Here is a 22,054-nt window from a genome sequence, read left to right on the forward strand (position 1 = left end):
AATTCCGCTGCGGCGGCCGCGCTTCCACGAAGACGAGCTCCGGATGCGCGCGCCCGACTCGATGCCCGTCCCGCTCTCGCGGCGTCCGCTCGATGTCGCGCTCCTCGCGTTCTTCGCGGTGAACCTGTGCTTCACCACCTACGTGGTGAGCCTGGAGCAGATCGTCATCGCCGATCCGTTCGAGTACACGGCGCCGCTCTGGCCACCCGGGCCCCTGCTCGACCTCGTGCACTGGTGGGAGAAGACATACGACCCGCTCCTGCTCGCGCGGCCGGCGTGGTACCGCGCCACCATCTGGCTCGACGTGCTCCTCTTCGGGCCGTTCTATGCCGTCGCCCTCTACGCGTTCGTGCGGGGCCGCGACTGGATCCGCACTCCGTGCATCGTGTGGGCTTCGGTCCTCTCCACGAACGTCGTCATCATCCTCTTCGACGAGCTGTTCGGCACGCACGCGACGCCCGCCCCGGCGGTCGTCATCGCCGCGAACGCGCCCTGGCTCATCGTGCCGTGGATCGTCGTGTGGCGCGTCCTGCGCTCCCCTCACCCGTTCACCACCGCCCCGGCCGCCGCAGGCCCGCCGCGCCCCGGACGCCTGGGGCCGCGATGAAGGACTTCCGAGCTCGCTACGGCCCGTGGGCCCTCGTGGCGGGGGCGTCCGCCGGTCTCGGTGAAGCCTTCGCGCGGGCGCTCGCGGCGCGCGGGCTGCACCTCGTCCTGCTGGCGCGGAGGCGCGAGGCGCTGGAGCGGCTCGCGGTCGCCCTGCGAGCCGCCCACGGGGTCGAGGTGCGCGTCGCCCCCTGCGATCTCGCGCGCGCAGACCTCGCGGAAGAGGCCGGGCGGTTCACGGCCGGGCTCGAGGTCGGGCTCCTCGTCTACAACGCCGCTCACTCGGTGATCGGACCGTTCGTGGATCGGCCGCTCGAGGAGCACCTCCGCGTCGTCGACGTGAACTGCCGCGGCCCGGTGACCCTGGCGCACGCGCTGGGCGGCGCGATGGCGCGGCGGGGGCGCGGCGGGATCGTCCTCATGTCCTCGCTCGCCGCCTCGCAGGGAAACCCGCTCCTCGCCTCGTACGCGGCCTCCAAGGCGTTCGGGCTGGTGCTCGCGGAGGGGCTGTGGGCCGAGCTGCGAGCCCGCGGCGTCGACGTCGTCGCGTGCCGCGCGGGCGCCACCCGCACGGCCGGCTTCGCCGCCTCGCGACCGCGGCGGCGCGTCCCCCTGTCCGACCCCGACGACGTCGCCCGGCGTGCCCTCGAGGCGCTCGGCCGCGGCCCGAGCCTCGTCACCGGCGCGGTGAACCGCGTCGCCGCCTTCACCTTCGGCCGGCTCCTGCCCCGCCGGCTCTCGATCCGCATCATGGAGCGCGCGACGCGCAGGCTCTACGAGTGACGGGACGAATCGAGGAGCGGCGCACGCCCGCCGACGACCGAAACCGCGGGCGCGCGGTCCTCGCGCTCGTCTACCTCGTCGCGCTCGGCGTCGCCTGCGCGGTCGGGTGGCAGCTCCGTGATCGCCACCCGATCGTCGTCGCCGCCGCGGCGGACCTGGCCGCGACGGTCGTCGTGTTCGGCGCGAGCGTGCTCGCCGGCAACTCCAGCCTCTACGATCCTTACTGGAGCGTCGCGCCCGTGCCGATCGCCGCCTACTGGGCGACGGCGCCGGACGGCGGGAGCGGCCTCCGGCGCGTGCTGGTCCTCGCGATCGTCTGCGCCTGGGGTGCCCGACTCACCGCGAACCAGCTCGTGCGCTGGCAGGGGCTCGGGCACGAGGACTTCCGGTACCGTGAGCTGCGGGCGAAGAGCGGGCGCGGCTACTGGCCGCTCAGCTTCGTGGGGATCCACCTCATGCCCACGGTCTGGGTGTTCCTCGGCTCGCTCCCGATCTTCGTTGCGCTCGCCGGCCCGGGTCGACCGTGGAACGCGCTCGACGTGCTCGCGTGCGTCATCGCCGTCGGCGCCGTCGTGCTCGAGGCCACCGCGGACCGGCAGCTTCGCGCGTTCCTGCGCCGGCGCCACGGCGACGAGGCCGTGCTCGACGAAGGCGTGTGGAGGTGGAGCCGCCACCCGAACTACCTCGGAGAGATCCTGTTCTGGTGGGGGCTGTGGATGTTCGGCGTCGCCGCGGCGCCCGGGTGGGCCTGGACCGCGATCGGCCCGCTCGCGATCACGCTGCTCTTCGTCTTCGTCAGCGTGCCCTGGATGGATCGGCACATGCTGTCCCGCCACCCCGCGTACCAGGAGCGCGTTCGCGCGACCCCTGCGCTCCTGCCCTGGCGCATGCCGCGCCGCGAGCAGCCCGGGGGGCGCGGCGAGCGCCGCGGGCGCGGCGGCCGGGGCTAGAGACGCCCCGTCCCGAGTGCGTCGCGGTGAAGTCCGGCGCCATGGTCGCGAGCGATCGTCGGATGGCTTTGAGTTAGGTTCACTGGATGAAGCTCGTCGCCATCGTCCGCCCCGCGACGCGCCCCGACGAGGCCGCGCGCGCAGTGGCCGGCGCCACGGGTCTCACGCTGGCTGAAGCCCGCATGCGCCTCGCCCCCGAGCCCCCTTCGCTCCTGGCTCGGCTCGAGCCGGACAGGGCCCGCTCGCTCGTCGTCGCGCTGCGCGAGGCCGGGCTGGCCGCCGTCGCGGTCGATGCCCGTTGCCCGACCGACAAGGACCGCACCGTCGCCCACGCGTTTGCCATGGATGACGCGCGCATCACCTTCACGCCGCGCTTCGGGGACTCGATGGGGGTCGAGTGGACCCACGTGATGGCCATCCTGCGAGGCGTCCGCGCGTCGCGCACCGAGGTCAAGCGCACCGAGAAGTCGAAGAGCTTCTCGGTCGGCGCCGCCGTCGTGACGGGAGGGCTCAAGATGACCCGCGCCTCCACGAGGACGGTGCGCTCGTCGGAGGAGGCCATCGAGCAGGTGCTCCTCGTCTACTCGCGGGGCGGGCGTGTGGCGGCGCTCGCGGAGGCCCAGCTCGATTTCTCGTGCCTGGGGACCGGCATGCAACCCTCCAGCACCGGGAACATGCTCGAGCTGGCGCGGCGACTGCGCGAGAAGGCGAAGGGCGCCTTCTACGACGAGCGACTCATGCGCCTCGGTCGTCGGCCGCTGCCCTTCCTGATGGGCGGCGAATCGCGCTCGCAGACGCCCGCGATGGCGACGACCCACACCGACACGAGCGACTCGCTCGACACGCTCGCCGAGGTGATGCGGCAGGCCCTGGCCGAGGCGCTGCTCCCGTGACGGGCAGAGGGCCGCCGGCAACGCATCGCCGGACCGAGCCATCCGGCGCCGCGCTCAACGCCGCGCGAACGCCCGCGCCGCGTGCGGGTCGCGCCACTTGCGGAACCCGCAGTGGAGGCACTCGTCGGAGAGCGGGTTCGCCACCCAGACCGTCCAGTGGAAGTGGTGGCCGCAGAATGGGCAGCGAAACGCCGCGAACCAGCCCGCCGCGCCGACGAAGGCGGTGATCCAGGCGGCGAGGAGGACGTGCCCCGGCCCGTCGCTGCCGGTGAGCTCGGGCAGCGCCTTCGTCGCCCAGGCCATGATCGGCACGAAGCCCACGATCGCGGCAGCGAACAGCCGGCGCCGCGTCCGGTAATCCCGCCACACGGGCGGCAAGCTCGATGACATGTGGCGCGAGGATACCGCAAGGTCCGGCGGCCGCTCGAAGCGGCCGACCGGCCGGCGCCCCGCTCGCGCGTGCGGGGCCGGTCCCGGCGGCGCTGCCTTCGCGCGCCGCGCTGTCGAGAAGGACCGTCGCGCAGCGGAGCGTGCAGCCGATCCCGGCCGCAGCGCCCGGGAAGGCCAGCGGAAAGGCAGGCACGCGGGCGCACCGCTGAGCGGCGTCCTGTCCCCTTGCCGGGCCCGCGGCTTGCGTGCGAAGTTCCGCTGCCCCGGACAGGGCGATTCCCAGTCCCGCCCGCCCCTCGGTCCAGCCTAAGGAACCGCACGATGAAGAAGATCCTCCTCGCCGCGCTCAGCCTGGTGGCGCTCCACGGCACCGCCCTCGCCGCCGACACCTCCCTCAAGACCGTGAAGGAGAAGGGCAAGCTCGTCCTCGGCCTCGACGACTCCTTCCCGCCCATGGGGTTCCGGAACGACGACAACCAGATCGTCGGCTACGACATCGATCTGGCGAGAGAGGTCGCGAGGCGGCTCGGCGTCCAGCTCGTCCCGCAGGCCATCGACTGGAACGCCAAGGAGCAGGAGCTCAACACCGGCAAGATCGACTGCATCTGGAACGGCTTCACCATCACCGACGAGCGCAAGAAGGCCATGATCTTCACGAAGCCCTACCTGCGGAACGCCCAGGTGGTGGTGGTGAAGAAGGGCTCCGGATACTCCACCCTCGCGAGCCTCAAGGGAAAGACCGTCGGGCTGCAGGCCGGCTCCTCCGCCGCCGACGCCCTCGAGGCCGCCAAGGCCTTCCGCGCGTCGCTCAAGGAGGTGGTGGAGTTCAAGGACAACCTCACCGCCCTGATGGACCTCGAGGCGCGCGGCGTCGACGCCGTGGTGATGGACCTCATCGTCGCCGACGACAACATCAAGCGCTCGGGGAAGGCCTACGCCGTCCTGAAGGAGTCGCTCGCCCCCGAGGTGTTCGGGGTGGGCTTCCGCAAGAACGATCTCGCCCTCCGCGACGCCGTGCAGGGCGCGCTGGAGGCCATGGCGGCCGACGGGACGCTCGCGAAGGTGACGATCAAGTGGTTCGGCTCGGACATCTCGGTCGTGGGCAAGTGAGCACCGGCGCATGGTGAAGATGCTGGGGGCGATGCTCGAGGGCTCCCTCGTCTCGCTCGAAATCTTCCTCCTGACGCTGGTCTTCGCGCTCCCCCTGGCGCTGCCGGTCGCCCTCGGCCGCATGTCGGCCAGCCGGCTGGTGCGCGTCCCGGTCAACCTCTACATCCTGGTGATGCGCGGGACGCCGCTCATCCTCCAGATCCTCTTCGTCTACTTCGCCCCCTACTATCTGTTCGAGGCCTCGTACGACCGGTTCACGGCGGTCATCGTGGCCTTCACCGTCAACTACGCCGCCTATTTCGCGGAGATCTACCGCGGCGGGATCCAGTCGATCCCGAAGGGCCAGTACGAGGCCGCAAAGGTGCTCGGCTTCACGCGCGCCGACACCTTCTTCCGGATCGTCCTGCCCCAGGTGGTGAAGCGGATCCTGCCCGCCTCCGCCAACGAGGTCATCACGCTGGTGAAGGACACCGCCCTCGCCCAGACCATCGGCGTGGCCGAGCTCTTCCGCGTCGCGCAGAACGCCTCCGCGCGCCAGTTCTCCACCACGCCCATCTTCATCGCCGGGGTGTTCTACTTCGTCATGAACTGGGCCGTGTCCGAGGCCTTTCTGCGCGCGGAGCGGAAGCTCGCGTATTACAGCTGAGCCGGAGCGCCGCCATGGACGTGGTCACCGTCGAGCATCTCTCCAAGTCCTTCGGCGACCTGCGGGTCATCTCGGACATCTCCTTCTCCGTGCACCAGGGGGAGGTGCTCGCCATCATCGGGCCGTCCGGCTCGGGCAAGTCCACGCTCCTCCGCGCCGTCACCCACCTCGAGACCGCCACCCGCGGGACCATCACCATCTGCGGCACCCGGATCCTCGACGGCGGCGTCTACGCCGACGCGGCCACCCTGCGCAGCGCGCTCCTCAAGCTCGGGCTGGTGTTCCAGGACTTCAACCTGTTCCCGCACTTCTCCGTGCTGCGGAACATCACCGAGGCGCAGGTGCGCGTGCTACGCCGCGGGAAGGCCGAGGCGCGGGAGCGGGCCCTGGCGCTGCTCGAGAAGATGGGGCTCGCCGGAAAGGCCTCCGCCTATCCCTGCGAGCTCTCCGGCGGGCAGAAGCAGCGCGTCTCCATCGCGCGGGCCCTCGCCCTCGACCCGCAGGTCCTGTTCTTCGACGAGCCGACCAGCGCGCTCGACCCCGAGCTGACCGGCGAGATCCTCAAGGTCATGCGCACCCTGGCCGCCGAGAAGATGACCATGGTGGTGGTGACGCACGAGATGGGCTTCGCCCGCGACGTGGCCGACCGCGCCATGCTGATGGACGGCGGGGTGGTCGTGGAGGAAGGCCCCGCGCGAGAGCTCATCGACAACCCCAGGAACGAGCGGACCCGGGCGTTCCTGAAGCGTTTCTCCGAGAGCGGCCGCACGTAGCTCGCCCGCGCCTTCCGCGCACGGGGCTGGCGCCCTTCTGCGCGATCACGGCGCCTGCGCAGCGCAGGCGCTCACCTCGTGAGCGATCTGCTCAGGCCGCGCGCCATCGAGCGACGTGCCCGGGTCGAGGGTCGCCGGAAAGCCTCGACCTCCCGCCCCTCGCGGCGCCCTCGCGAGGGGCGCGACCGCGTGGTCCGCAGCGTGCAGCGCGCCCCGGGCTCGTGAGCGGCGTCCGGAAGGACCGGAGGCGCGCCTCGCCGAGCGGGAGGACGCGGACTTGAGCGCCACAGGGCCGGGGGGAGCGGATCAGGGGCGGACGAGGAGAAGGCTCTTCGTGCTGGGCGCGACGGGCGGCACCGGCCGTGCGATCGTCGAGCAGGCCCGGTGGCGCGGCCACCGCGTGACGGCGTTCGTGCGCTCGCCCGAGAAGCTCGGCTCGCTCCGCGACGGGCTGACCGTGTTCCAGGGCGATCCGCGCGACGCCCACGCGCTGCGCGCGGCGTTGCCCGGTCACGACGCGGTGCTGTCGGCGCTCGGGCCCGTGGGGCTCGGGCCGACCACCCTCGTCGGCGACTGCGCGCGGAGCACCGTCACCGCCATGCGGGCGACGGGCGTGCGACGGCTCCTCATCGTCGGCGTGGCCGTGCTCTTCGAGGAGGACGGGCTCCTGAGCGCGATGGCCCGCCGGAGGCTCCTGAGAGAGGTGGCGAGGGACTCCGCCGAGATGGAGCACCTCGTGAGCGAGAGCGGCCTCGACTGGACCGTCGCTCGTTCGCCCCGGCTGACGGACGGGCCGCTCACGCGGGTCTACGGCGTCGCGGACGGCCGGATGCCTCCGGGCGCCGACCTCACGATCAGCCGCGCCGACCTGGCGGACTTCCTGCTCGACGAGGTCGAGCAGCCCGCGCACGTACGCCGGATGGTCGGGCTGGCCGCGGTGAGCGCACCGGCGAGGCGAGCCTCGTGAGGCTCCGGAGGCGCGCGACGTCCGGGCGCGCCGGCGGCAGGCGCCTCACGCGCCCCGCAGCACCTCCGCGCCCTCGATGAGCTCACGAAGGTGCCTCGCGAACCGCGCCGCCGGCGCGCCGTCCACGATGTCGTGATCGACGCTCGCGGTGAGCGAGAGGTACTCGCGCGGCTCGACGCGCCCGTCCACGAGGCCGGGCTTCCGCGTGATGCCGCCGACCGTGAGGCAGAGCGTGTGGAGCGGCACGATGCCCACGACCCAGCCCGCGCCGAGGCCGAACATCCCGACGGAGGTGACGAGCGCGGTGCCCGCGGTCCGCTTCAGCCAGTGAGGGTTCCTCCGCAGGACCCGGAAGAAGAGGCGGCGGAGGAGCCCGGGGGTGAGGGCGGAGAGCCGCATCAAGGCCCCGGAGCGCTGCGCGCTCGCGCCCGGCTCCGCCTGGATCCGCCGGATCTCGTCGTGAATCTCGCGGAGGGTCCGCCGGTTCGCGGCCCGCACGACGTGCGGGATCGCGACCGCGTCGACCTCCGACTCGACGAGCGTCACGACGTCGACCTCGTCGAAGAGCACGAGGCGGTTCCGCCAGTCCCGGTACGCGTGCAGGCGCCGATCGGCGTCGATCGCGCGCGCGAGGCTCGCGACGACGAAGGCGGTGAACGAGAGCTTCTCCCCGCTCCGCTCGAGCTCGCGGAGGAGCTCGCGTGCCCGGGACACGTCGAGCTCGAGGAGCGCGTGGACCATGTGGCGGCGGACGCCGATCTCGAGCGCGTCCACGACGTCGTTCCGCTGCCTCGGGAACGGCCTCGTTTCGCAAGGGGCGCGGCTCATGGGGCGACGATGCCACAGCGCGTGACGGTCCGCGACCGCGCCACGCGCTCTGCCCCTGCCGCGGGCCGGAGCGCGCCCCGTACCCGTCCGAGCGGTGCCGCGGTCCGCGAGAAAGCGGCACGGTGACTCGAGCCATGAGCGACGCCGCCGCGAAGCCACGCATCCCCTCGGCCGTCTGGGCGCTCGGCTTCGTGAGCCTCCTGATGGATGTCTCGTCGGAGATGATCCACAGCCTGCTGCCGGTCTTCCTCGTCTCGTCGCTGGGGGCGAGCGCGCTCGTGCTCGGGCTCATCGAGGGTGCGGCCGAGGCGACCGCCCTCATCGTCAAGGTGTTCTCGGGCGCGCTGTCGGATCTCTGGGGAAGGCGCAAGCCGCTGGCCGTCCTGGGCTACGGCCTGGGCGCCCTCTCGAAGCCGCTCTTCGCCCTCGCGACGAGCGCCGGACACGTCCTCGCCGCGCGCCTCGTCGATCGGATCGGCAAGGGCATCCGCGGCGCGCCGCGCGACGCGCTCGTCGCGGATCTCGCGTCGCGCGAGGTGCGCGGCGCCGCCTTCGGCCTGCGCCAGTCCCTCGACACGGTGGGCGCCTTCCTCGGTCCGCTCCTCGCGATCGGGCTGATGCTCGTGACCGGCGACCGCTTCCGGGCCGTGTTCGCGGTGGCGATCGTCCCGGGAGCGCTCTCGGTCGCGCTGCTGCTCCTCGGCGTCCGGGAGCCGGACGGCGCGCCGCGCGGGCGCGTCACGAGCCCCATCCGCCGCGAGCGCCTGCGGCGCCTGCCGCCGGCGTACGGGTGGGTGGTCGCGATCGGCGCCGTGTTCACCCTGGCGCGCTTCTCGGAGGCGTTCCTCATCCTGCGCGCCCGGCAGGGAGGCCTCCCCATCGCGCTCGCGCCGCTCGTGCTCATCGGCATGAACGTCGTCTACTCCGCGTCCGCCTATCCGTTCGGCAAGCTCTCGGACTCCACGAGCCACCCCCGCCTGCTGGCGTACGGGCTCGCGGTCCTCGTCGCCGCGGACGCCGCGCTGGCCTGGAGCAGCCACTGGGCCTGGGTGTGGGCCGGCATCTCGCTGTGGGGGCTGCACATGGGGATGACCCAGGGGCTGCTCGCGCGGATGGTGGCCGACACCGCGCCTGAGGACCTGAGGGGCACCGCCTACGGCTTCTTCAACCTGGTGAGCGGCGTCGCCATGCTCGTCGCGAGCGCCCTCGCCGGCCTGCTGTGGGATCGCTTCGGCGCGGCGCTGACGTTCGTCGCCGGCGCGGTCTTCGGCGCGATCGCGCTGTCCGCCCTCCTGCTCCGAGGGGATCGACTCGCCCGCCCGGCCTCCGGGCGCTGACCCCCGCCGCGGTGGTGGACGCCGGGTATGAGTACCCGGTGCGCGCGGAGCTCCTGGGACCGCGAGTCACCTGGCGCGTCCTCGCGCCAGGCCCGCGCGCCGCCCCATCTCGAGCTGTCCCCTCCCGGCGCGCGCGGTTAGGAACACGCACCGGCGTCCGGAGGGGCCCGCGCATGTCCAGGCTTCGCTTCAGGATCTCGATCTCGCTCGACGGCTTCGTCGCCGGCCCGAACCAGAGCGTGGAGAACCCGCTCGGCGTCGGCGGCATGCGCCTGCACCAGTGGGCGCTCCCGCTCGCCGCCTGGCGCGCGCCGCACGGCCTCCCCGGCGGAGAGGTGAACGAGAGCACCCCCGTCGTCGAGGCGTCGCTCGCGAACATCGGCGCGACGGTGATGGGCCGGAACATGTTCGGCGGCCACCCGGGCCCGTGGGACCGGGAGAAGCCGTGGAGCGGCTGGTGGGGCGTCAATCCGCCGTTCCACCACCCCGTCTTCGTCCTCACCCATCACCCGAGGGATCCGCTCGTCCTCGAGGGTGGGACCACCTTCACGTTCGTCACCGAGGGCATCGAGGCCGCGCTCGAGCAGGCGCGGCGCGCCGCGGGAGGGCGCGACGTCTCGCTCGCCGGGGGCGCGAGCGTGGCCCGCCAGTACCTCGTCGCCGGCCTCGTCGACGACATGATGCTGAGCCTCGTGCCCGTGCTGCTCGGCTCGGGCGAGCGGCTGTTCGAGGGCGCCGGCGACGACCTGCACGGCCTCGAGCTCGTGCGCACGGTGGCCGCGCCCGGGGTCACGCACCTCCAGCTCTCGCGACCGTGAAGCTCCGCGGCGGCCCGAGTCGTGACCGCGCCGCGGCACCCCGCGCGGAGCGCGCGGCCGCTCTGGGGCGGCTCCCGCCGGAGCGTGGCGGCGCGCCGCAGCGCGTCTACTCATGATCTCATGCTCGATCCGTGCACCGAACCCACCCCCTGGTACCAGAGCCGCTCCGGCGGCGATGCCGACACCGAATGCGACCGCTGCGGCACGACCTTGAGCCGCGAAGCGGCCGTCGCGCGCGCCGTGCGCACGGACGCCGAGGACGACGACCCCGTCCTCCTCTGCTCCGAGTGCGAGCTCGGCACCGACTAGACACGGGCGAGCGCTCCGCGGAGAGGGCGGCCCCCTCGGCTCGGCCCCCGCAGGGGCGACCGAGGAGGCACTCCGATGGCGGAGGACGCAGCGCAGACAGGCAGGCTCCCGCTCGACGGAAAGGTGGCCCTGGTCGCGGGAGCGACGCGGGGTGCCGGCCGCGGCATCGCCGTGGAGCTCGGGGCCGCGGGGGCCACCGTGTACGTCACGGGCCGGAGCACCCGCGCGCGACGCTCCGAGTACGATCGCCCGGAGACCATCGAGGAGACCGCGACGCTGGTCGACGAGGCCGGCGGTCGAGGGATCGCCGTCCCGACCGATCACCTGGATCCGGCCCAGGTCGAGGCGCTCGTCGCGCGCATCGCGCGGGAGCGCGGCTGTCTCGACGTCCTCGTGAACGACATCTGGGGTGGTGAGCGCCTGATCGAGTGGAACGTGCCCGTGTGGAAGCACTCGCTCGAGAACGGCCTGCGCATGCTGCGGCTCGGCGTCGAGACCCACCTCGTCACGAGCCACCACGCGCTGCCGCTCCTCGTGGCGCGGCCGGGCGGGCTCGTGGTCGAGGTCACCGACGGCACCGCGGCGTACAACCTCACGCACTACCGCCTCTCCGCCTTCTACGATCTCGCCAAGACCTCGGCGACGCGGCTCGCGTGGGCGCTCGCGCAGGAGCTCGCCCCGCACGGCGGCACCGCGGTCGCGCTCACGCCGGGGTGGATGCGCTCGGAGATGATGCTCGAGCACTACGGCGTGACCGAGGCCAACTGGCGAGACGCCACGGCCCGCCAGCCGCACTTCGCTATCTCCGAGACGCCGCGGTTCGTCGGCCGCGCCGTGGCGGCCCTCGCGGCCGACCCGGCGAGGACCCGCTGGAACGGCGAGTCGCTGTCGAGCGGCCAGCTCGCCGGCGTGTATGGTTTCACCGATCTGGACGGCTCGCGGCCGGACTGCTGGCGCTACCTCGTCGAGGTGCAGGAGGCCGGCCGGCCCGCGGACACCACCGGCTACCGCTGACGCGCCCAGCGATGAGCGTCGACCTCGGCTCCGAGGCGCTCACCGCGTGAGCGATCCGTTCAGGCGCGCCTCGCCCGTCGCGCTCCGAGCGTCTCGCTGCGGGAGCGTAGAGGCCAGGCGAGCGCGCGGAGCGCGGAGCTCGCAGCCCGCGGCGCAGCCTCCTGGCCCGCACCCTGCAACGCTCCCCGGTCTCGAGGCGATCGCCTCCCGGAACGAGGCGACGCGAGAAGGAGCGAAGACGATGGACGGTTCAGCGGTGGAGCGAGAGGAACCAGGGCGGCTCGACCTCTTCGTGCTCGGCGCGACGGGCGGCACGGGCGGCGCGATCCTGGAGCAGGCGCTGTGGCGAGGCCACCGCGTGACCGCGTTCGTGCGCTCGCCCGAGAAGCTCGGCTCGCTCCGCCACGGGCTGACCGTGATCCCGGGCGATCCGCGCGACGCAGATGCGCTGCGTGCAGCGTTGCGCGGCCACGACGCGGTGCTGTCGGCGCTCGGGCCGGTGGGGCTCGGGCCGACCACCCTCGTCGGCGACTGCGCGCGGAGCACCGTGGCGGCCATGAAGGCGACGGGGGTGCGGAGGCTCCTCGTGGTCGGCGTGGCCGTGCTCTTCGAGCACGACGGGCTCCTGAACGCGATCGCCCGCCGGACTTTCCTGCGGAACGTGGCGAGGGACTCCGCCGAGATGGAGCGCATCGTGAGCGCGAGCGGCCTCGACTGGACCATCGCCCGACCGCCACGCCTGACGAACGGCGCGCTCACCCGGGCGTACGGCGTCGCGGACGGCCGGATGCCTCCGTCCGCCCGCCTCACCATCAGCCGCGCCGACGTGGCGGATTTCCTGCTCGACGAGCTCGAGCACCCTGCGCACGTGCGCCGGATCATCGGGCTGGCCTCGGTGAAGGTGGCGGCGAGGCCGGAGGGAGGGTGAGCTCGGACGGCCGGTGGAGCGTGCTCGGGGCAGCGCCGCGTTCGCGGGAGGGCCGACGAGATTGGATTGCGGCCCCGGCCCTGGCCCTGCTACCTTCCCCGTCGCAAGGGGAGTAGTTCCCGCCGCACTCCGCGGCGGAGGGGTGATCGACACACCGGCCAACGGGCCCGGTCCCCCACCTCGCCTCGGCGAGACGAACGAGACCTTCGGACAGGGTTCAACCCTGGCCGGGGTCGTCCGTCCGCCGTCCCTCGACACCCGGCCAGTCACCACCGCGGGCGGGCGCCCGCCGGGAGTCGAACGTGGAACCGATCTTCAGCTCGTTCCTGCTCGTCGCCATCAGCGAGATGGGCGACAAGACCCAGCTCCTCGCCTTCTCGCTCGCCACCAAGTACCGGCGCCCCTGGATCGTCATGTCCGGCATCCTCGCGGCCACGATCCTGAACCACACGCTCGCGGCCGCGGTCGGGACCTGGGTCTCGGCCCACGTCCCGGCCCGCGTCATGGGGGCGATCCTGGCGGCGACCTTCATCGGCTTCGGCTTCTGGACGCTCAAGCCGGACACCCTCGAGGAGAAAGAGAAGCCCGACCGCTTCGGCCCGTTCCTCACGACGACGATCCTGTTCTTCCTCGCCGAGATGGCGGACAAGACCCAGCTCGCGACGGTCGCGCTCGCGGCCCGCTACCAGTCGATCGCGCTCGTCACCGTCGGTACGACGCTCGGCATGCTCGCCTCGGACGGGCTGGCGGTGTTCCTCGGCGAGAAGGTCGCCGCGCGCGTGCCGATGAAGTGGATCCGCATCGCGGCCGCGGGCGTGTTCTTCGCGTTCGGCGGCGTGTCGGCGTGGGGAGCGCTGCAGAGCGCGTGAGACCCTCCGGTGCGGGGTCGCGCGCGCTCCTCACCGGACCCGCAGGGCGACGCCGTGCGCCGCCGCCGCGCGGCGCGCCGCACGCAGCAGGTGCTCGTCCGGCGGGGCGAGCCCGCTCGCCTCGTCGAGGTGACCGCCCGGGCGGAAGCGCTGGACGGCCCAGCGCTGCGCGCCGGACGCCAAGCTCGCGAGCCCGTCGAGCTGCGCGGCGTCGTGGACCGGGGACGCGAGCGTGGTCCGTACCTCGTGCTCGACGCCCGCCGCCAGGGCGAGCTCGAGGCACCGGCGCGCCCCTACGGGTTGCGCGTCCGAGCCGGTGAGCCACCTCGCCGCCGGCGGGAGCGCCTTCAGATCGACGGCCAGGTGGTCCACGAGGCCCGCCATGAGCAGCGCCGCGACCACCTCCGGCCGCGTGCCGTTCGTGTCGAGCTTCACCGCGAAGCCACGCGCCTTCACACGCGAGAGGAACGCCGCCAGGCCCGCGTGCAGCGTCGGCTCCCCTCCGGTCACGACGACCCCGTCGAGCCGCCCGCGCCGCGCCTCCAGGAGCTCGATCACCTCGCCCTCGGCCACGCGCCGTGCCGCGCGGGCCGGGACGAGCGCCGGGTTGTGACAGTAGCGGCAGGCGAGGTTGCAGCCCTGCGTGAACACGACCGCCGCGAGCCGCCCGGGCCAGTCGACGAACGAGCAGGGCCGCACCGCCGCGATGATCACGAGCGCGCCCCGTCCCCGTCCGGGCGGAGGGAGCGGCGCCGCTCGAACTCGGCCTGCTTGCCGGGGTTCCACTGCTGAAGGGGACGGAGGTACCCGACGATCCGCGAGCTCTGTCGCGGCGCCGCAGCGCGGGCAGGTCGGGTGCTCGCCGGCCACGTACCCGTGCTCACCGCAGACGGAGAACGTGGGCGTCACGGTGAAGTAGGGCAGCCGGTAGCGTTCGCACACGGTCCGCACGAACCGCTTCACCGTGGCGGGATCGTCGATGGCCTCGCCGACGAACACGTGCTGCACGGTCCCGCCGGTGTAGCGCGCCTGGAACTCGTCCTGGTGATCGAGGACGGCGAAGACGTCGTCGCTCGCGTCCACCGGCAGCTGCGACGAGTTCGTGTAGTACGGCGCGGCGCCCCGCCCGACCGCCGCCTCGTTCGCGCAGCGGATGCCGGGGTGGCGCGCCTTGTCGAGCCGGGCGAGCCGGTAGCTCGTCCCCTCCGCCGGCGTCGCCTCCAGGTTGAAGGGGGTGCCCGTCTCGGCCTGGTACCGCTCGAGCCGCCCGCGCATGTGGTCGAGGACGCGCAGGCCGAAGGCGCGGCCGGCCTCGCTCGTGAACGTCGTCCCGAGGAGGTTGTCGACGGCCTCCGCGAGGCCGACGAGGCCGATGGTGGAGAAGTGATTGCGCCAGTACGAACCGCTCCGGGCGCGGATGTGGCGCAGGTAGTGATGGACGTACGGATAGAGGCCTTGCTCGGTGTAGCGCTCCAGGATCTTCCGCTTCAGGACCAGGCTGTCGTGAGCGAGGTCCATGACCCGGTCGAGCCGAGCCATGAAGTCGGCCTCGTCGCGCGCGAGGTGGCCCAGGCGCGGCAGGTTCACGGTGACGACGCCGATGGACCCCGTGAGCGGGCTCGCGCCGAAGAGGCCGCCGCCGCGCCGCTCGAGCTCGCGCGTATCGAGGCGGAGGCGGCAGCACATGCTCCGGGCGTCCTCCGGCGACAGCTCCGAGTTCACGAAATTGGCAAAGTAGGGCAGCCCGTACTTGGCGGTGACCTCCCAGAGACGATCCAGCCGGGGGTCCTCGTAGTCGAAGCCGGGCGTGATGTTGTAGGTGGGGATCGGGAACGTGAAGACGCGCCCCTTCGCGTCGCCACCGGCCATGACGTCGAGGAAGGCGCGGTTGAACACGTCCATTTCCGCCTGGAACTCGCCGTACGTGGCCTCCAGCCGCTCGCCACCGAGGATGACCGACTCCCCGCGGAGCAGCGCGGGGCACTCGAGGTCGAGGGTGACATTCGTGAACGGCGTCTGGAAGCCGACGCGCGTCGGCACGTTGAGGTTGAAGACGAACTCCTGCAGCGCCTGGCGCACCTCCTCGTAGCCGAGCCCGTCGTGCCGGATGAACGGCGCGAGGTACGTGTCGAGGTTCGAGAACGCCTGCGCGCCCGCCGCTTCGCCCTGGAGCGTATAGAAGAAGTTCGCGATCTGGCCGAGGGCGGTGCGGAAGTGGCGCGCCGGCGCGCTCTCGGCCTTCCCGGGCGCCCCACGGAAACCCTCGCCAAGGAGGTCGGCGAGGTCCCAGCCGACGCAGTAGACGGCGAGGAGGTTCAGGTCGTGGAGGTGGAGGTCGCCCGAGCGATGGGCGTCCCGCACCTCCGGCGGATACAGCCGCTCGAGCCAGTACGTGGAGCTCACGTGGCTCGCGACGTAGTTGTTGAGCCCCTGCAGGCTGAACGCCATGTTCGCGTTCTCGGCCACCTGCCAGTCGGCGCGATCCAGGTAGGCGTCGACGAGCGCCAGGTTGGCCGAGTCGGAGACCTCGCGCAGTGCCCGGTGCTGCTCGCGGTAGACGGCGTACGCGCGCGCCGTTCGCCGGAAGGGGCTCGCGAAGAGCACCTCCTCCACGACGTCCTGGATCCGCTCCACCGTCGGTCGACCCTCGACGGTCGCGCCCGCGATGGCGAGGACGCGCTGGCAGAGGCGCCTCGCCTCGGCTGCGTCGATCTCTCCGCTGACAGCGCCCGCCTTGGCGATGGCGCGCAGGATGCGCTCGGCGTCGAACGGCACCACCCGTCCGTCGCGCTTCTCGATGGTCTCGAACACGGGGCCCTCCTCGTGGCGCCTCGCGGGCACGGAGGGAGGACCACAGCGCACGAGGGCCCATGGCAGGCCGGTGCACCGAGGACCATCCGCCCTCCCACGAGGCGTGTCGGTCGTTCCGTAGCCGGAATCTGCGGCGACGGGCGCTGGCAGGTTTTCGGGCTCGCGAGCGCTCCGGGTGCTTCCCGGACCCTAGTGTCCGCCGCTTCCCAGCCGAACCGAGCCAGTGCGTGTGGCGGAGGTCGTTCTCGCTTACCGCTGCGGGGCAGCCCCGGAATCTCACCGGGTTCCCTTTTCGCTCGGAGCGAACCCCGAGCACCAGCGCGACAACAACGTATGGTGGCTCGAACGTCGGGTCAACCGATATGTGGTGGGCTCGCTTCGCTGGCGCCGGGGCGCGGCCGCTCACACGCGCCGACCTGGTCTGGAGGGTCCCTCATCGCCGAAGCCGTGAAGCGGCGGGCCGAGACTCCCTCACGCTTCTTCCTCAGCCGCCTGGCCGCGGCTGGGTCTCCGATGTCGGGGCCAGCAACCGAGAGGCCGCGACCAAGGCGGCACTCAGGAGAAGGTGTTCGGGGATCGCTTCGAACTCGGAGCCGCCTACCTTGATGGTGCGACACTCCGACTCGCCGCAGACAGCGCAGCAACGACTGCTCCCGACGCCGGCTCCGAGCCATGCCTCCATGGGCGAGCCGGCGATCCACACGCGGTTCGACTCCGAGGGATTGACCTTGAAGGATGCCTCGTCGAGCTCTCTCGTCTCGAGGGTCGGCTCGATGCCCAAGGGATTGAGCGCCTCCTTGAGCTTGCTGACTGCCCGCAACAGCTCCTGATGCGAAGCATCGCATCGGACGCAGGTCTTGCCCTCTGAGCTGACGAGTCGCTGCCAGACAATCGGTAGGGTCCTCATGGATTTCTCGTTTGCGGCGGGAGCGTCACAGCACGCGATCGATGGTCACGACGTCCACCAGGCCGAACACCTGGTAGAGCGCGGGGATCACCTTCTCGGGCGGGTGGCGCCGCCGGAGCTCGGCGACCTTCTCGGTGCCGGCGCGGTAGCACGGCAGGTACATGCGCCCGTTGAGCGGGTGGCGGCCCCAGCCGCCGGAGAGCTTCCCGGCGCGCTCCTCGGAGACGAGGTACTCGCCGCGCAGCACCCGGGCGACCTCGTCCTGCGGGCGGCCCTCCTCCCAGGTGAGCCAGGACGCTTGATTCTTCGCGTCGTCCTGGAGGAGCGCGAGGAGCGTGCCGATCTGGAGGTCCGGGTCGGGCAGCTCCGCGACCTCCTTCACGCCGAAGGCCATCAGGATGGCGTTGTTGGCGAGCCCCTCGGACAGCGCCGCACCCCGCGTGTTCATGGTGAGCACGGTGCCCTCGAAGCCGAGCTTTCCCTGGACGTAGAGGGCCTGGGCGAGCGCGAAGTTGGTCACGTGACCGGGGACAACCTCGTGCGAAACGAGGTCCACGAGCTCCGGGATCGAGATCTCGAGCGCGGCGTTGATCTCGTAGGTCGCCTCGTACCGCGGCGAGCCGTCCGGGTCGCGCGCCCGGCCGAGGTAGTTCATCGAGCCCGAGAACCAGGCGTTCTCGATGAGCACGAACTCGACGTTCGCGCGCGGCACGGCGTGGAGCGAGGCGGGCAGGTACGGCACCACGTGCCGGCGCGTGCCCTCCTCGAGCTGGGCGATGAAGCCGTCGGCGAGGAGCTTCAGCGCCTTGCGGGGGACGAGCCGCTCGCCGCGCCAGGCGTCGACCGCCGCGAGGAGCCGCTGCGGCTCGGCCGGCACGCGGAGCAGGTCCGCGAGGAGCTTCCGCTTCTCGTCCGGCCGCGACCGCTCGGGGGGCTTCCCCGTCGAGGCGACCACGCACCGCTCGTACGGCACCTTCGGCCCGCGCCCGCGCAGCTCCTCCACGAGCTCCCACATCACGCGGAGGCTCTCGCCCTGCCCGGCCACGAACGCGCCGCGCAGGCCGCCGAGCGCGCGTCCTTGCGCGGTCACCTCGTCGATCGCGGCCGGCACGTCCACCGCCGCGAGGTAGGCGTCGATGGCGGCCGGGTCCGGCGACGGAGCCGCGACGCCCCCCGTCTCCCGCACCCTCGCGGCCGCAGGGTGCGTATAGGCGTCGGGGAGCGGCTCGTCGGAGAACCACGAGTCGGCGATGTACCGGCCCGTACCCGAGGGGCTCATCACGTCGCCCCCCCAGACGGTGTCGATCCCCAGGATGGCGGTGGCGATGGTCCTCGCCAGCTTGGCCTCGTCCGGCATGGGCGGCCTCCGTTCTTTGCGGCGGACCATAGCACCGGGGCTCGGCTCGGGCGCGCCGTCCAGCGGCCGCGAGCCGCCTTCCAAGGGGTCATCGCCGCGCGCGCGACATCTGCGCCCGCCGCGGGGGCGCCGCCGGAGGTACCATCACGGGAGCGTGCGTCCTCATCCGTTCGAACGAATCTTCGCTCCCCGTGCGATCGCGGTGCTCGGGGCGGACGGCCGCGATTCGGCAGGCGACGTCATCCTGCGGAACGTGATCGCCGGCGGGTTCGCGGGGCCGGTCCACGTCGTCGGCGAGGTGGCGGAGCCCCCGCCCGGCGTGCGGGCGTGCGCCTCGCTCGCCGAGATCGACGGCGAGGTCGACCTCGCCATCGTCGCCTCGCCCGCCGCGTCGCTCCAGGAGGTCGTGCAGGAGTGCGCGGCGCGCCGCGTCGGCGGGGCCGTGATCGCGACCTCGGCCTCGGGCGCGCCCGGACGCGCGGGCCTGGACGCGGGCGCGGCCCGCGCGCTCCTCGATGCGGCAGCGCGCGGCGGCATGCGGCTCCTCGGTCCGAACAGCGTCGGGCTCGCAAGACCGGGCGCGCTGCTCAACGCGACGTACACGAGCGGGAGCGCTTCCCCAGGGTCCATCGGGCTCGTATCCCAGTCCGGCGCGATCTGCGCCACCGCGCTCGACTGGGCGGCGGCCCACCGGATCGGGTTCTCCGCGCTGGTGTCGCTCGGGGACGCGCTCGATGTCGACTTCGGCGAGGTGCTCGAGTACCTCGCGCTCGACCGCGCCACGAAGAGCATCCTCCTCTACGTCGAGACCATCCGCTCCGCGCGCGCCTTCCTGAGCGGCCTGCGGCTCGCGGCGCGCCTCAAGCCCGTCGTGGTCGTGAAGGCGGGTCGGCACCTCGCGGGGGCGGACGGTGCGCAGCCGGCGCCGTCGGACGACGCCTTCGACGCCGCGCTCGCGCGCGCCGGCGCGGTCCGGGTCGGGTCGATGGACCAGATGTTCGCCGCGGCGCGCCTCCTCGCGACCCCCCGGCCCGTGAGCGGCAACCGGCTCGCCGTCGTGACGAACGCCCGCGGTCCCGGCCTGCTCGCCGCCGATCGCGCCGCCGATCTCGGGGTCGTCGTCCCGCCGCTCGCGGACGCGACGCGGAGGGGACTCGACCCGCTCCTGCCGCCGGCGCGCCCCCGCTCGAACCCGCTCGACCTCCTCTCCGACGCCGACCCGGCGCGCTACCGGTCGGCGGTGGAGCTCTGCCTCGCCGATCCGAACGTCGACGCCGTGCTCGCGATGCTCGCCCCGCACCCGCGCGCGCGCCCGACCGAATCGGCCGACGCGGTCGTGGCGGCGAGCCGGGGCCGCTCGAAGCCGATCGTCGCCTGCTGGATGGGCGAGGAGCTCGTGCGGAGCGCCCACGCACGCTTCGTCGAGGCGGGCGTCCCGGCCTTCTCCTCGCCCGAGGCCGCCGTGGACGCGTTCGCGCTCCTGGCGAGCCACGCGCGCAACCAGCGCCTGCTCCGCCAGGTGCCGGGACCGCTCGCCCCCGACGCGATCCCGCACCTCGACCGCGCGCGAGAGCTCGTGCGCGCGGCGCTCGCGCGCGGGCGCGATCGGCTCACGGGCGCGGAGCTACGCCGGCTCCTCGCGGCCGTCGGCATCCGCGACCGCGACACCGCCGGGCAGCGGGTGACGGGGACCGAGCTGTACGTCGGCGTCGCCCGCGACGCCGTCTTCGGACCGGTGATCCGATTCGGGCGGGGGGGCGCCTCCGGGCTCGGGGGCGAGGCCGTCGTCGCGCTCCCGCCGCTCGACACCGCCATCATCCAGACGCTCGTGCGGACGAGCCGGATCGCCTCCGTGTTCACCTCGCCCGGCGGGATGACCGCGCAGGAGGTCGCCGCGTTCGAGCGCACGCTCTGGGCGGTGTCCGCGATCGTGAGCGAGCTGCCCGAGCTGCGCGAGCTCGAGATCTCGCCCCTCGTCGTCGCGGCGGACGAGGTCTACGCGTCCGGTGCGCGCACGTCCATCGCCCCCCCCGCGCCCGAGGCGGGGCGCTACGGGCACATGGCGATCCACCCGTACCCGACGGACGTCGGCGCTCGCTGGCAGCTCCCCGGCGGCGTCACGGTCACGGTGCGCCCCATCCGCCCCGAGGACGCGGAGATGGAGGCGAGCTTCGTGCGCAACCTCTCCGAGAACGCCCGCCACTTCCGCTTCATGGTCGCGCTGAAGGAGCTCACCCGGGAGATGCTCATCCGGTTCACCCAGATCGACTACGACCGCGAGCTCGCCCTCGTCGCCCTGGTCGAGCAGGGGGGCAAGGAGACCCAGATCGCGGTGGCGCGCTACATCAAGGCGGACCCCGAGACCGCCCACGTGGCGATCGTGGTCGCCGATGCGTGGCAGGGCCGGGGCATCGGCGCGCGGCTGATCCGGATGCTCATCGCGGCGGCGCGCGCGCGCGGGATCGCCCGGCTCGAGGGCGAGGTGCTCCACGAGAACAGCACCGCGCTCGAGCTGATGGCGCGGGAAGGGTTCGCGATCCGCCGGGACCCGGAGAGCCCCGACCTCTGCCTCATCGAGATGAGCCTGGCGGGGAGCTAGGCGGTCACTTCAGCTTCGCCTGGAGCTCCGGGAGCGCCGCGAACAGGTCGGCGACGAGCCCGTAGTCGGCGACCTGGAAGATGGGCGCGTCGGGATCCTTGTTCACCGCCACGATCACCTTCGACCCCTTCATGCCCGCGAGGTGCTGCATCGCGCCGGAGATCCCGGCGGCGACGTAGAGCTCGGGCGCGACCACCTTCCCCGTCTGCCCGACCTGCCAGTCGTTTGGCACCCAGCCGGCGTCGACCGCGGCGCGGGTCGCGCCGACCGCGGCGCCGAGCGCGTCCGCGAGCGCCTCGATCGGCTTGAAGTCTCCCTTCGTGCCGCGGCCGCCCGCCACGATGGCGCGCGCCTCGGTCAGCTCGGGGCGCGCGATCTTCACCTCGACGAAGCCGACGTGGCGCGTCCGGAGGCTCGCGGGGTCGATCGCGACGGGCGCCCGCCTGATCGCTCCCTGCCCTTCCTTCCGCGCCGGGGCGAACTCCGTCGCGCGCACCGTGAACACCTTCACGGCGGTCACGATCTCCACCTCCGCGAGCACGTTCCCCGCCCACATCGGCCGCCGGAACGTGACGGCGCTCCCCTCGCCGCCGAACCCGACGACCTCGGTCGCCATCCCGGCCTCGAGCCTCGCCGCGACGCGCGGGAGCACGTCCTTCGCGACCGCGGTGGCGGCGGCGCCGACGTGGGTCGCCCCCGTCGCCCGCGCGAGGTCGGCGAGGACCGGCGCCCACGCCTCCGCGAGCGGGTGCTCGAGCCCGGGCGCGTCCGCGACGTGCACCTCGACGCCGTGCGCCGCGAGCTCCGCCGCGGCCGCGTCGAGCCCGCTCCCGAGGAGCGCTGCGGCGAGCTCGCCTCCGGTCCGCGCCGCCAGCTCGCGTCCGGCCGAGAGCGCGTGGAGGGTCGCCTTCCGGAGCTTTCCCGCGTGCTGCTCCGCCACGATGAGCACGTTCGCCATGGTGCGTTCCTCCGCTGAACGACGGTTCGTGATTCGCGATCACCTTCGGCGTCGCGAATCACGCCGTCGTTCAGCCATGATCTCACGGGGGCTTCCGCCCCCGCCCCGCCGAGCAGAGCTCGTCGGGGCCCCACCCCGGCTCGCCGGGTCCCATGCGCCACCGCGGGCGGCTTCGCCGCTATCGCGGTGGCGCCCCGGCGG

Annotated in this window: 21 protein-coding genes and 1 riboswitch; of the genes, 15 read left to right on the forward strand and 6 right to left on the reverse strand. The window is 73.0% G+C overall.

Translation table 11 applies throughout. The annotated features are described in order from the left end of the window. Window positions 1–43 precede the first annotated feature (43 nt). From MNY62_RS04010 to MNY62_RS04025, 4 genes are all read left to right on the forward strand, one after another. Window positions 44–607: an EXPERA domain-containing protein gene (locus tag MNY62_RS04010; RefSeq protein ID WP_242342811.1), complete on the forward strand. Its 564-nt coding sequence runs from the start codon at window positions 44–46 to the stop codon at window positions 605–607. Continuing rightward, complete coding sequence (locus MNY62_RS04015) at window positions 604–1,389, forward strand: SDR family NAD(P)-dependent oxidoreductase (protein WP_242342812.1); 786 nt, start codon at window positions 604–606, stop codon at window positions 1,387–1,389. Before MNY62_RS04010 ends, MNY62_RS04015 begins: the two co-directional genes overlap by 4 nt. Continuing rightward, on the forward strand, window positions 1,386–2,339 hold the full coding sequence (locus tag MNY62_RS04020) for a DUF1295 domain-containing protein (RefSeq protein WP_242342813.1): 954 nt from the start codon (window positions 1,386–1,388) through the stop codon (window positions 2,337–2,339). Before MNY62_RS04015 ends, MNY62_RS04020 begins: the two co-directional genes overlap by 4 nt. Before the next feature lie 86 nt (window positions 2,340–2,425). Next, the gene (locus MNY62_RS04025) at window positions 2,426–3,232 is read left to right on the forward strand and encodes a hypothetical protein (protein WP_242342814.1); all 807 of its coding nucleotides are present in this window, start codon (window positions 2,426–2,428) and stop codon (window positions 3,230–3,232) included. Between the two features lie 54 nt (window positions 3,233–3,286). Here the strand turns inward: MNY62_RS04025 and MNY62_RS04030 are convergent, their stop codons facing one another. Beyond that, window positions 3,287–3,622: a hypothetical protein gene (locus MNY62_RS04030; RefSeq protein ID WP_242342815.1), complete on the reverse strand. Its 336-nt coding sequence runs from the start codon at window positions 3,620–3,622 to the stop codon at window positions 3,287–3,289. Window positions 3,623–3,943: 321 nt separating this feature from the next. Here MNY62_RS04030 and MNY62_RS04035 point away from each other — a divergent pair, with 321 nt between their 5' ends. From MNY62_RS04035 to MNY62_RS04050, 4 genes are all read left to right on the forward strand, one after another. Continuing rightward, the gene (locus tag MNY62_RS04035) at window positions 3,944–4,732 is read left to right on the forward strand and encodes an amino acid ABC transporter substrate-binding protein (protein ID WP_242342816.1); all 789 of its coding nucleotides are present in this window, start codon (window positions 3,944–3,946) and stop codon (window positions 4,730–4,732) included. 10 nt (window positions 4,733–4,742) lie between these two features. Continuing rightward, a complete protein-coding gene (locus MNY62_RS04040) occupies window positions 4,743–5,378 on the forward strand; it encodes an amino acid ABC transporter permease (RefSeq protein WP_242342817.1) in 636 nt (211 codons plus the stop codon). Window positions 5,379–5,392: 14 nt separating this feature from the next. Next, window positions 5,393–6,151, forward strand: coding sequence for an amino acid ABC transporter ATP-binding protein (locus MNY62_RS04045; RefSeq protein WP_279426206.1), 759 nt, complete (start codon window positions 5,393–5,395; stop codon window positions 6,149–6,151). 334 nt (window positions 6,152–6,485) lie between these two features. After that, window positions 6,486–7,118 carry an NAD(P)-dependent oxidoreductase gene (locus tag MNY62_RS04050; RefSeq protein ID WP_242342818.1) on the forward strand — a complete coding sequence of 211 codons (633 nt, stop codon included), beginning with the start codon at window positions 6,486–6,488 and terminating at the stop codon, window positions 7,116–7,118. A gap of 45 nt (window positions 7,119–7,163) precedes the next feature. Here MNY62_RS04050 and MNY62_RS04055 read toward each other — a convergent pair whose 3' ends face one another. Next, on the reverse strand, window positions 7,164–7,892 hold the full coding sequence (locus MNY62_RS04055) for a 2-oxo acid dehydrogenase subunit E2 (protein ID WP_242342819.1): 729 nt from the start codon (window positions 7,890–7,892) through the stop codon (window positions 7,164–7,166). A 188-nt stretch (window positions 7,893–8,080) separates the two neighbouring features. On the opposite strand from MNY62_RS04055, the gene MNY62_RS04060 reads away from it, so the two are divergent. The 6 genes from MNY62_RS04060 (at window position 8,081) to MNY62_RS04085 (ending at window position 13,221) form a co-directional block, all read left to right on the forward strand. After that, window positions 8,081–9,283 carry an MFS transporter gene (locus MNY62_RS04060; protein WP_242342820.1) on the forward strand — a complete coding sequence of 401 codons (1,203 nt, stop codon included), beginning with the start codon at window positions 8,081–8,083 and terminating at the stop codon, window positions 9,281–9,283. A gap of 173 nt (window positions 9,284–9,456) precedes the next feature. Beyond that, window positions 9,457–10,101: a dihydrofolate reductase family protein gene (locus tag MNY62_RS04065; RefSeq protein ID WP_242342821.1), complete on the forward strand. Its 645-nt coding sequence runs from the start codon at window positions 9,457–9,459 to the stop codon at window positions 10,099–10,101. 120 nt (window positions 10,102–10,221) lie between these two features. After that, a complete protein-coding gene (locus tag MNY62_RS04070; RefSeq protein ID WP_242342822.1) occupies window positions 10,222–10,410 on the forward strand; it encodes a hypothetical protein in 189 nt (62 codons plus the stop codon). A gap of 75 nt (window positions 10,411–10,485) precedes the next feature. After that, complete coding sequence (locus MNY62_RS04075) at window positions 10,486–11,424, forward strand: SDR family oxidoreductase (RefSeq protein WP_242342823.1); 939 nt, start codon at window positions 10,486–10,488, stop codon at window positions 11,422–11,424. 241 nt (window positions 11,425–11,665) lie between these two features. Further along, window positions 11,666–12,352: an NAD(P)-dependent oxidoreductase gene (locus MNY62_RS04080; protein ID WP_242342824.1), complete on the forward strand. Its 687-nt coding sequence runs from the start codon at window positions 11,666–11,668 to the stop codon at window positions 12,350–12,352. Window positions 12,353–12,654: 302 nt separating this feature from the next. After that, a complete protein-coding gene (locus MNY62_RS04085) occupies window positions 12,655–13,221 on the forward strand; it encodes a TMEM165/GDT1 family protein (RefSeq protein ID WP_242342825.1) in 567 nt (188 codons plus the stop codon). 30 nt (window positions 13,222–13,251) lie between these two features. Here the strand turns inward: MNY62_RS04085 and MNY62_RS04090 are convergent, their stop codons facing one another. The 3 genes from MNY62_RS04090 to MNY62_RS04100 form a co-directional block, all read right to left on the reverse strand. Continuing rightward, the gene (locus MNY62_RS04090) at window positions 13,252–16,032 is read right to left on the reverse strand and encodes a ribonucleoside triphosphate reductase (RefSeq protein ID WP_242342826.1); all 2,781 of its coding nucleotides are present in this window, start codon (window positions 16,030–16,032) and stop codon (window positions 13,252–13,254) included. Between the two features lie 128 nt (window positions 16,033–16,160). After that, window positions 16,161–16,367: riboswitch (cobalamin riboswitch) on the reverse strand. A 149-nt stretch (window positions 16,368–16,516) separates the two neighbouring features. Beyond that, window positions 16,517–16,939, reverse strand: coding sequence for a DUF2703 domain-containing protein (locus MNY62_RS04095; RefSeq protein WP_242342827.1), 423 nt, complete (start codon window positions 16,937–16,939; stop codon window positions 16,517–16,519). A 25-nt stretch (window positions 16,940–16,964) separates the two neighbouring features. Continuing rightward, window positions 16,965–18,296, reverse strand: a complete 1,332-nt coding sequence (locus MNY62_RS04100; protein WP_242342828.1) for a hypothetical protein — start codon at window positions 18,294–18,296, stop codon at window positions 16,965–16,967. 154 nt (window positions 18,297–18,450) lie between these two features. Between MNY62_RS04100 and MNY62_RS04105 the strand changes: the two genes are divergently transcribed. Further along, window positions 18,451–20,895: a bifunctional acetate--CoA ligase family protein/GNAT family N-acetyltransferase gene (locus tag MNY62_RS04105; protein WP_242342829.1), complete on the forward strand. Its 2,445-nt coding sequence runs from the start codon at window positions 18,451–18,453 to the stop codon at window positions 20,893–20,895. Window positions 20,896–20,899: 4 nt separating this feature from the next. On the opposite strand, the gene MNY62_RS04110 is transcribed toward MNY62_RS04105, so the two are convergent. Continuing rightward, on the reverse strand, window positions 20,900–21,853 hold the full coding sequence (locus tag MNY62_RS04110) for an electron transfer flavoprotein subunit alpha/FixB family protein (RefSeq protein WP_242342830.1): 954 nt from the start codon (window positions 21,851–21,853) through the stop codon (window positions 20,900–20,902). Window positions 21,854–22,054: the final 201 nt, after the last annotated feature.

It is taken from the genome of Anaeromyxobacter terrae (assembly GCF_022690685.1).
GTDB lineage: Bacteria > Myxococcota > Myxococcia > Myxococcales > Anaeromyxobacteraceae > Anaeromyxobacter > Anaeromyxobacter terrae.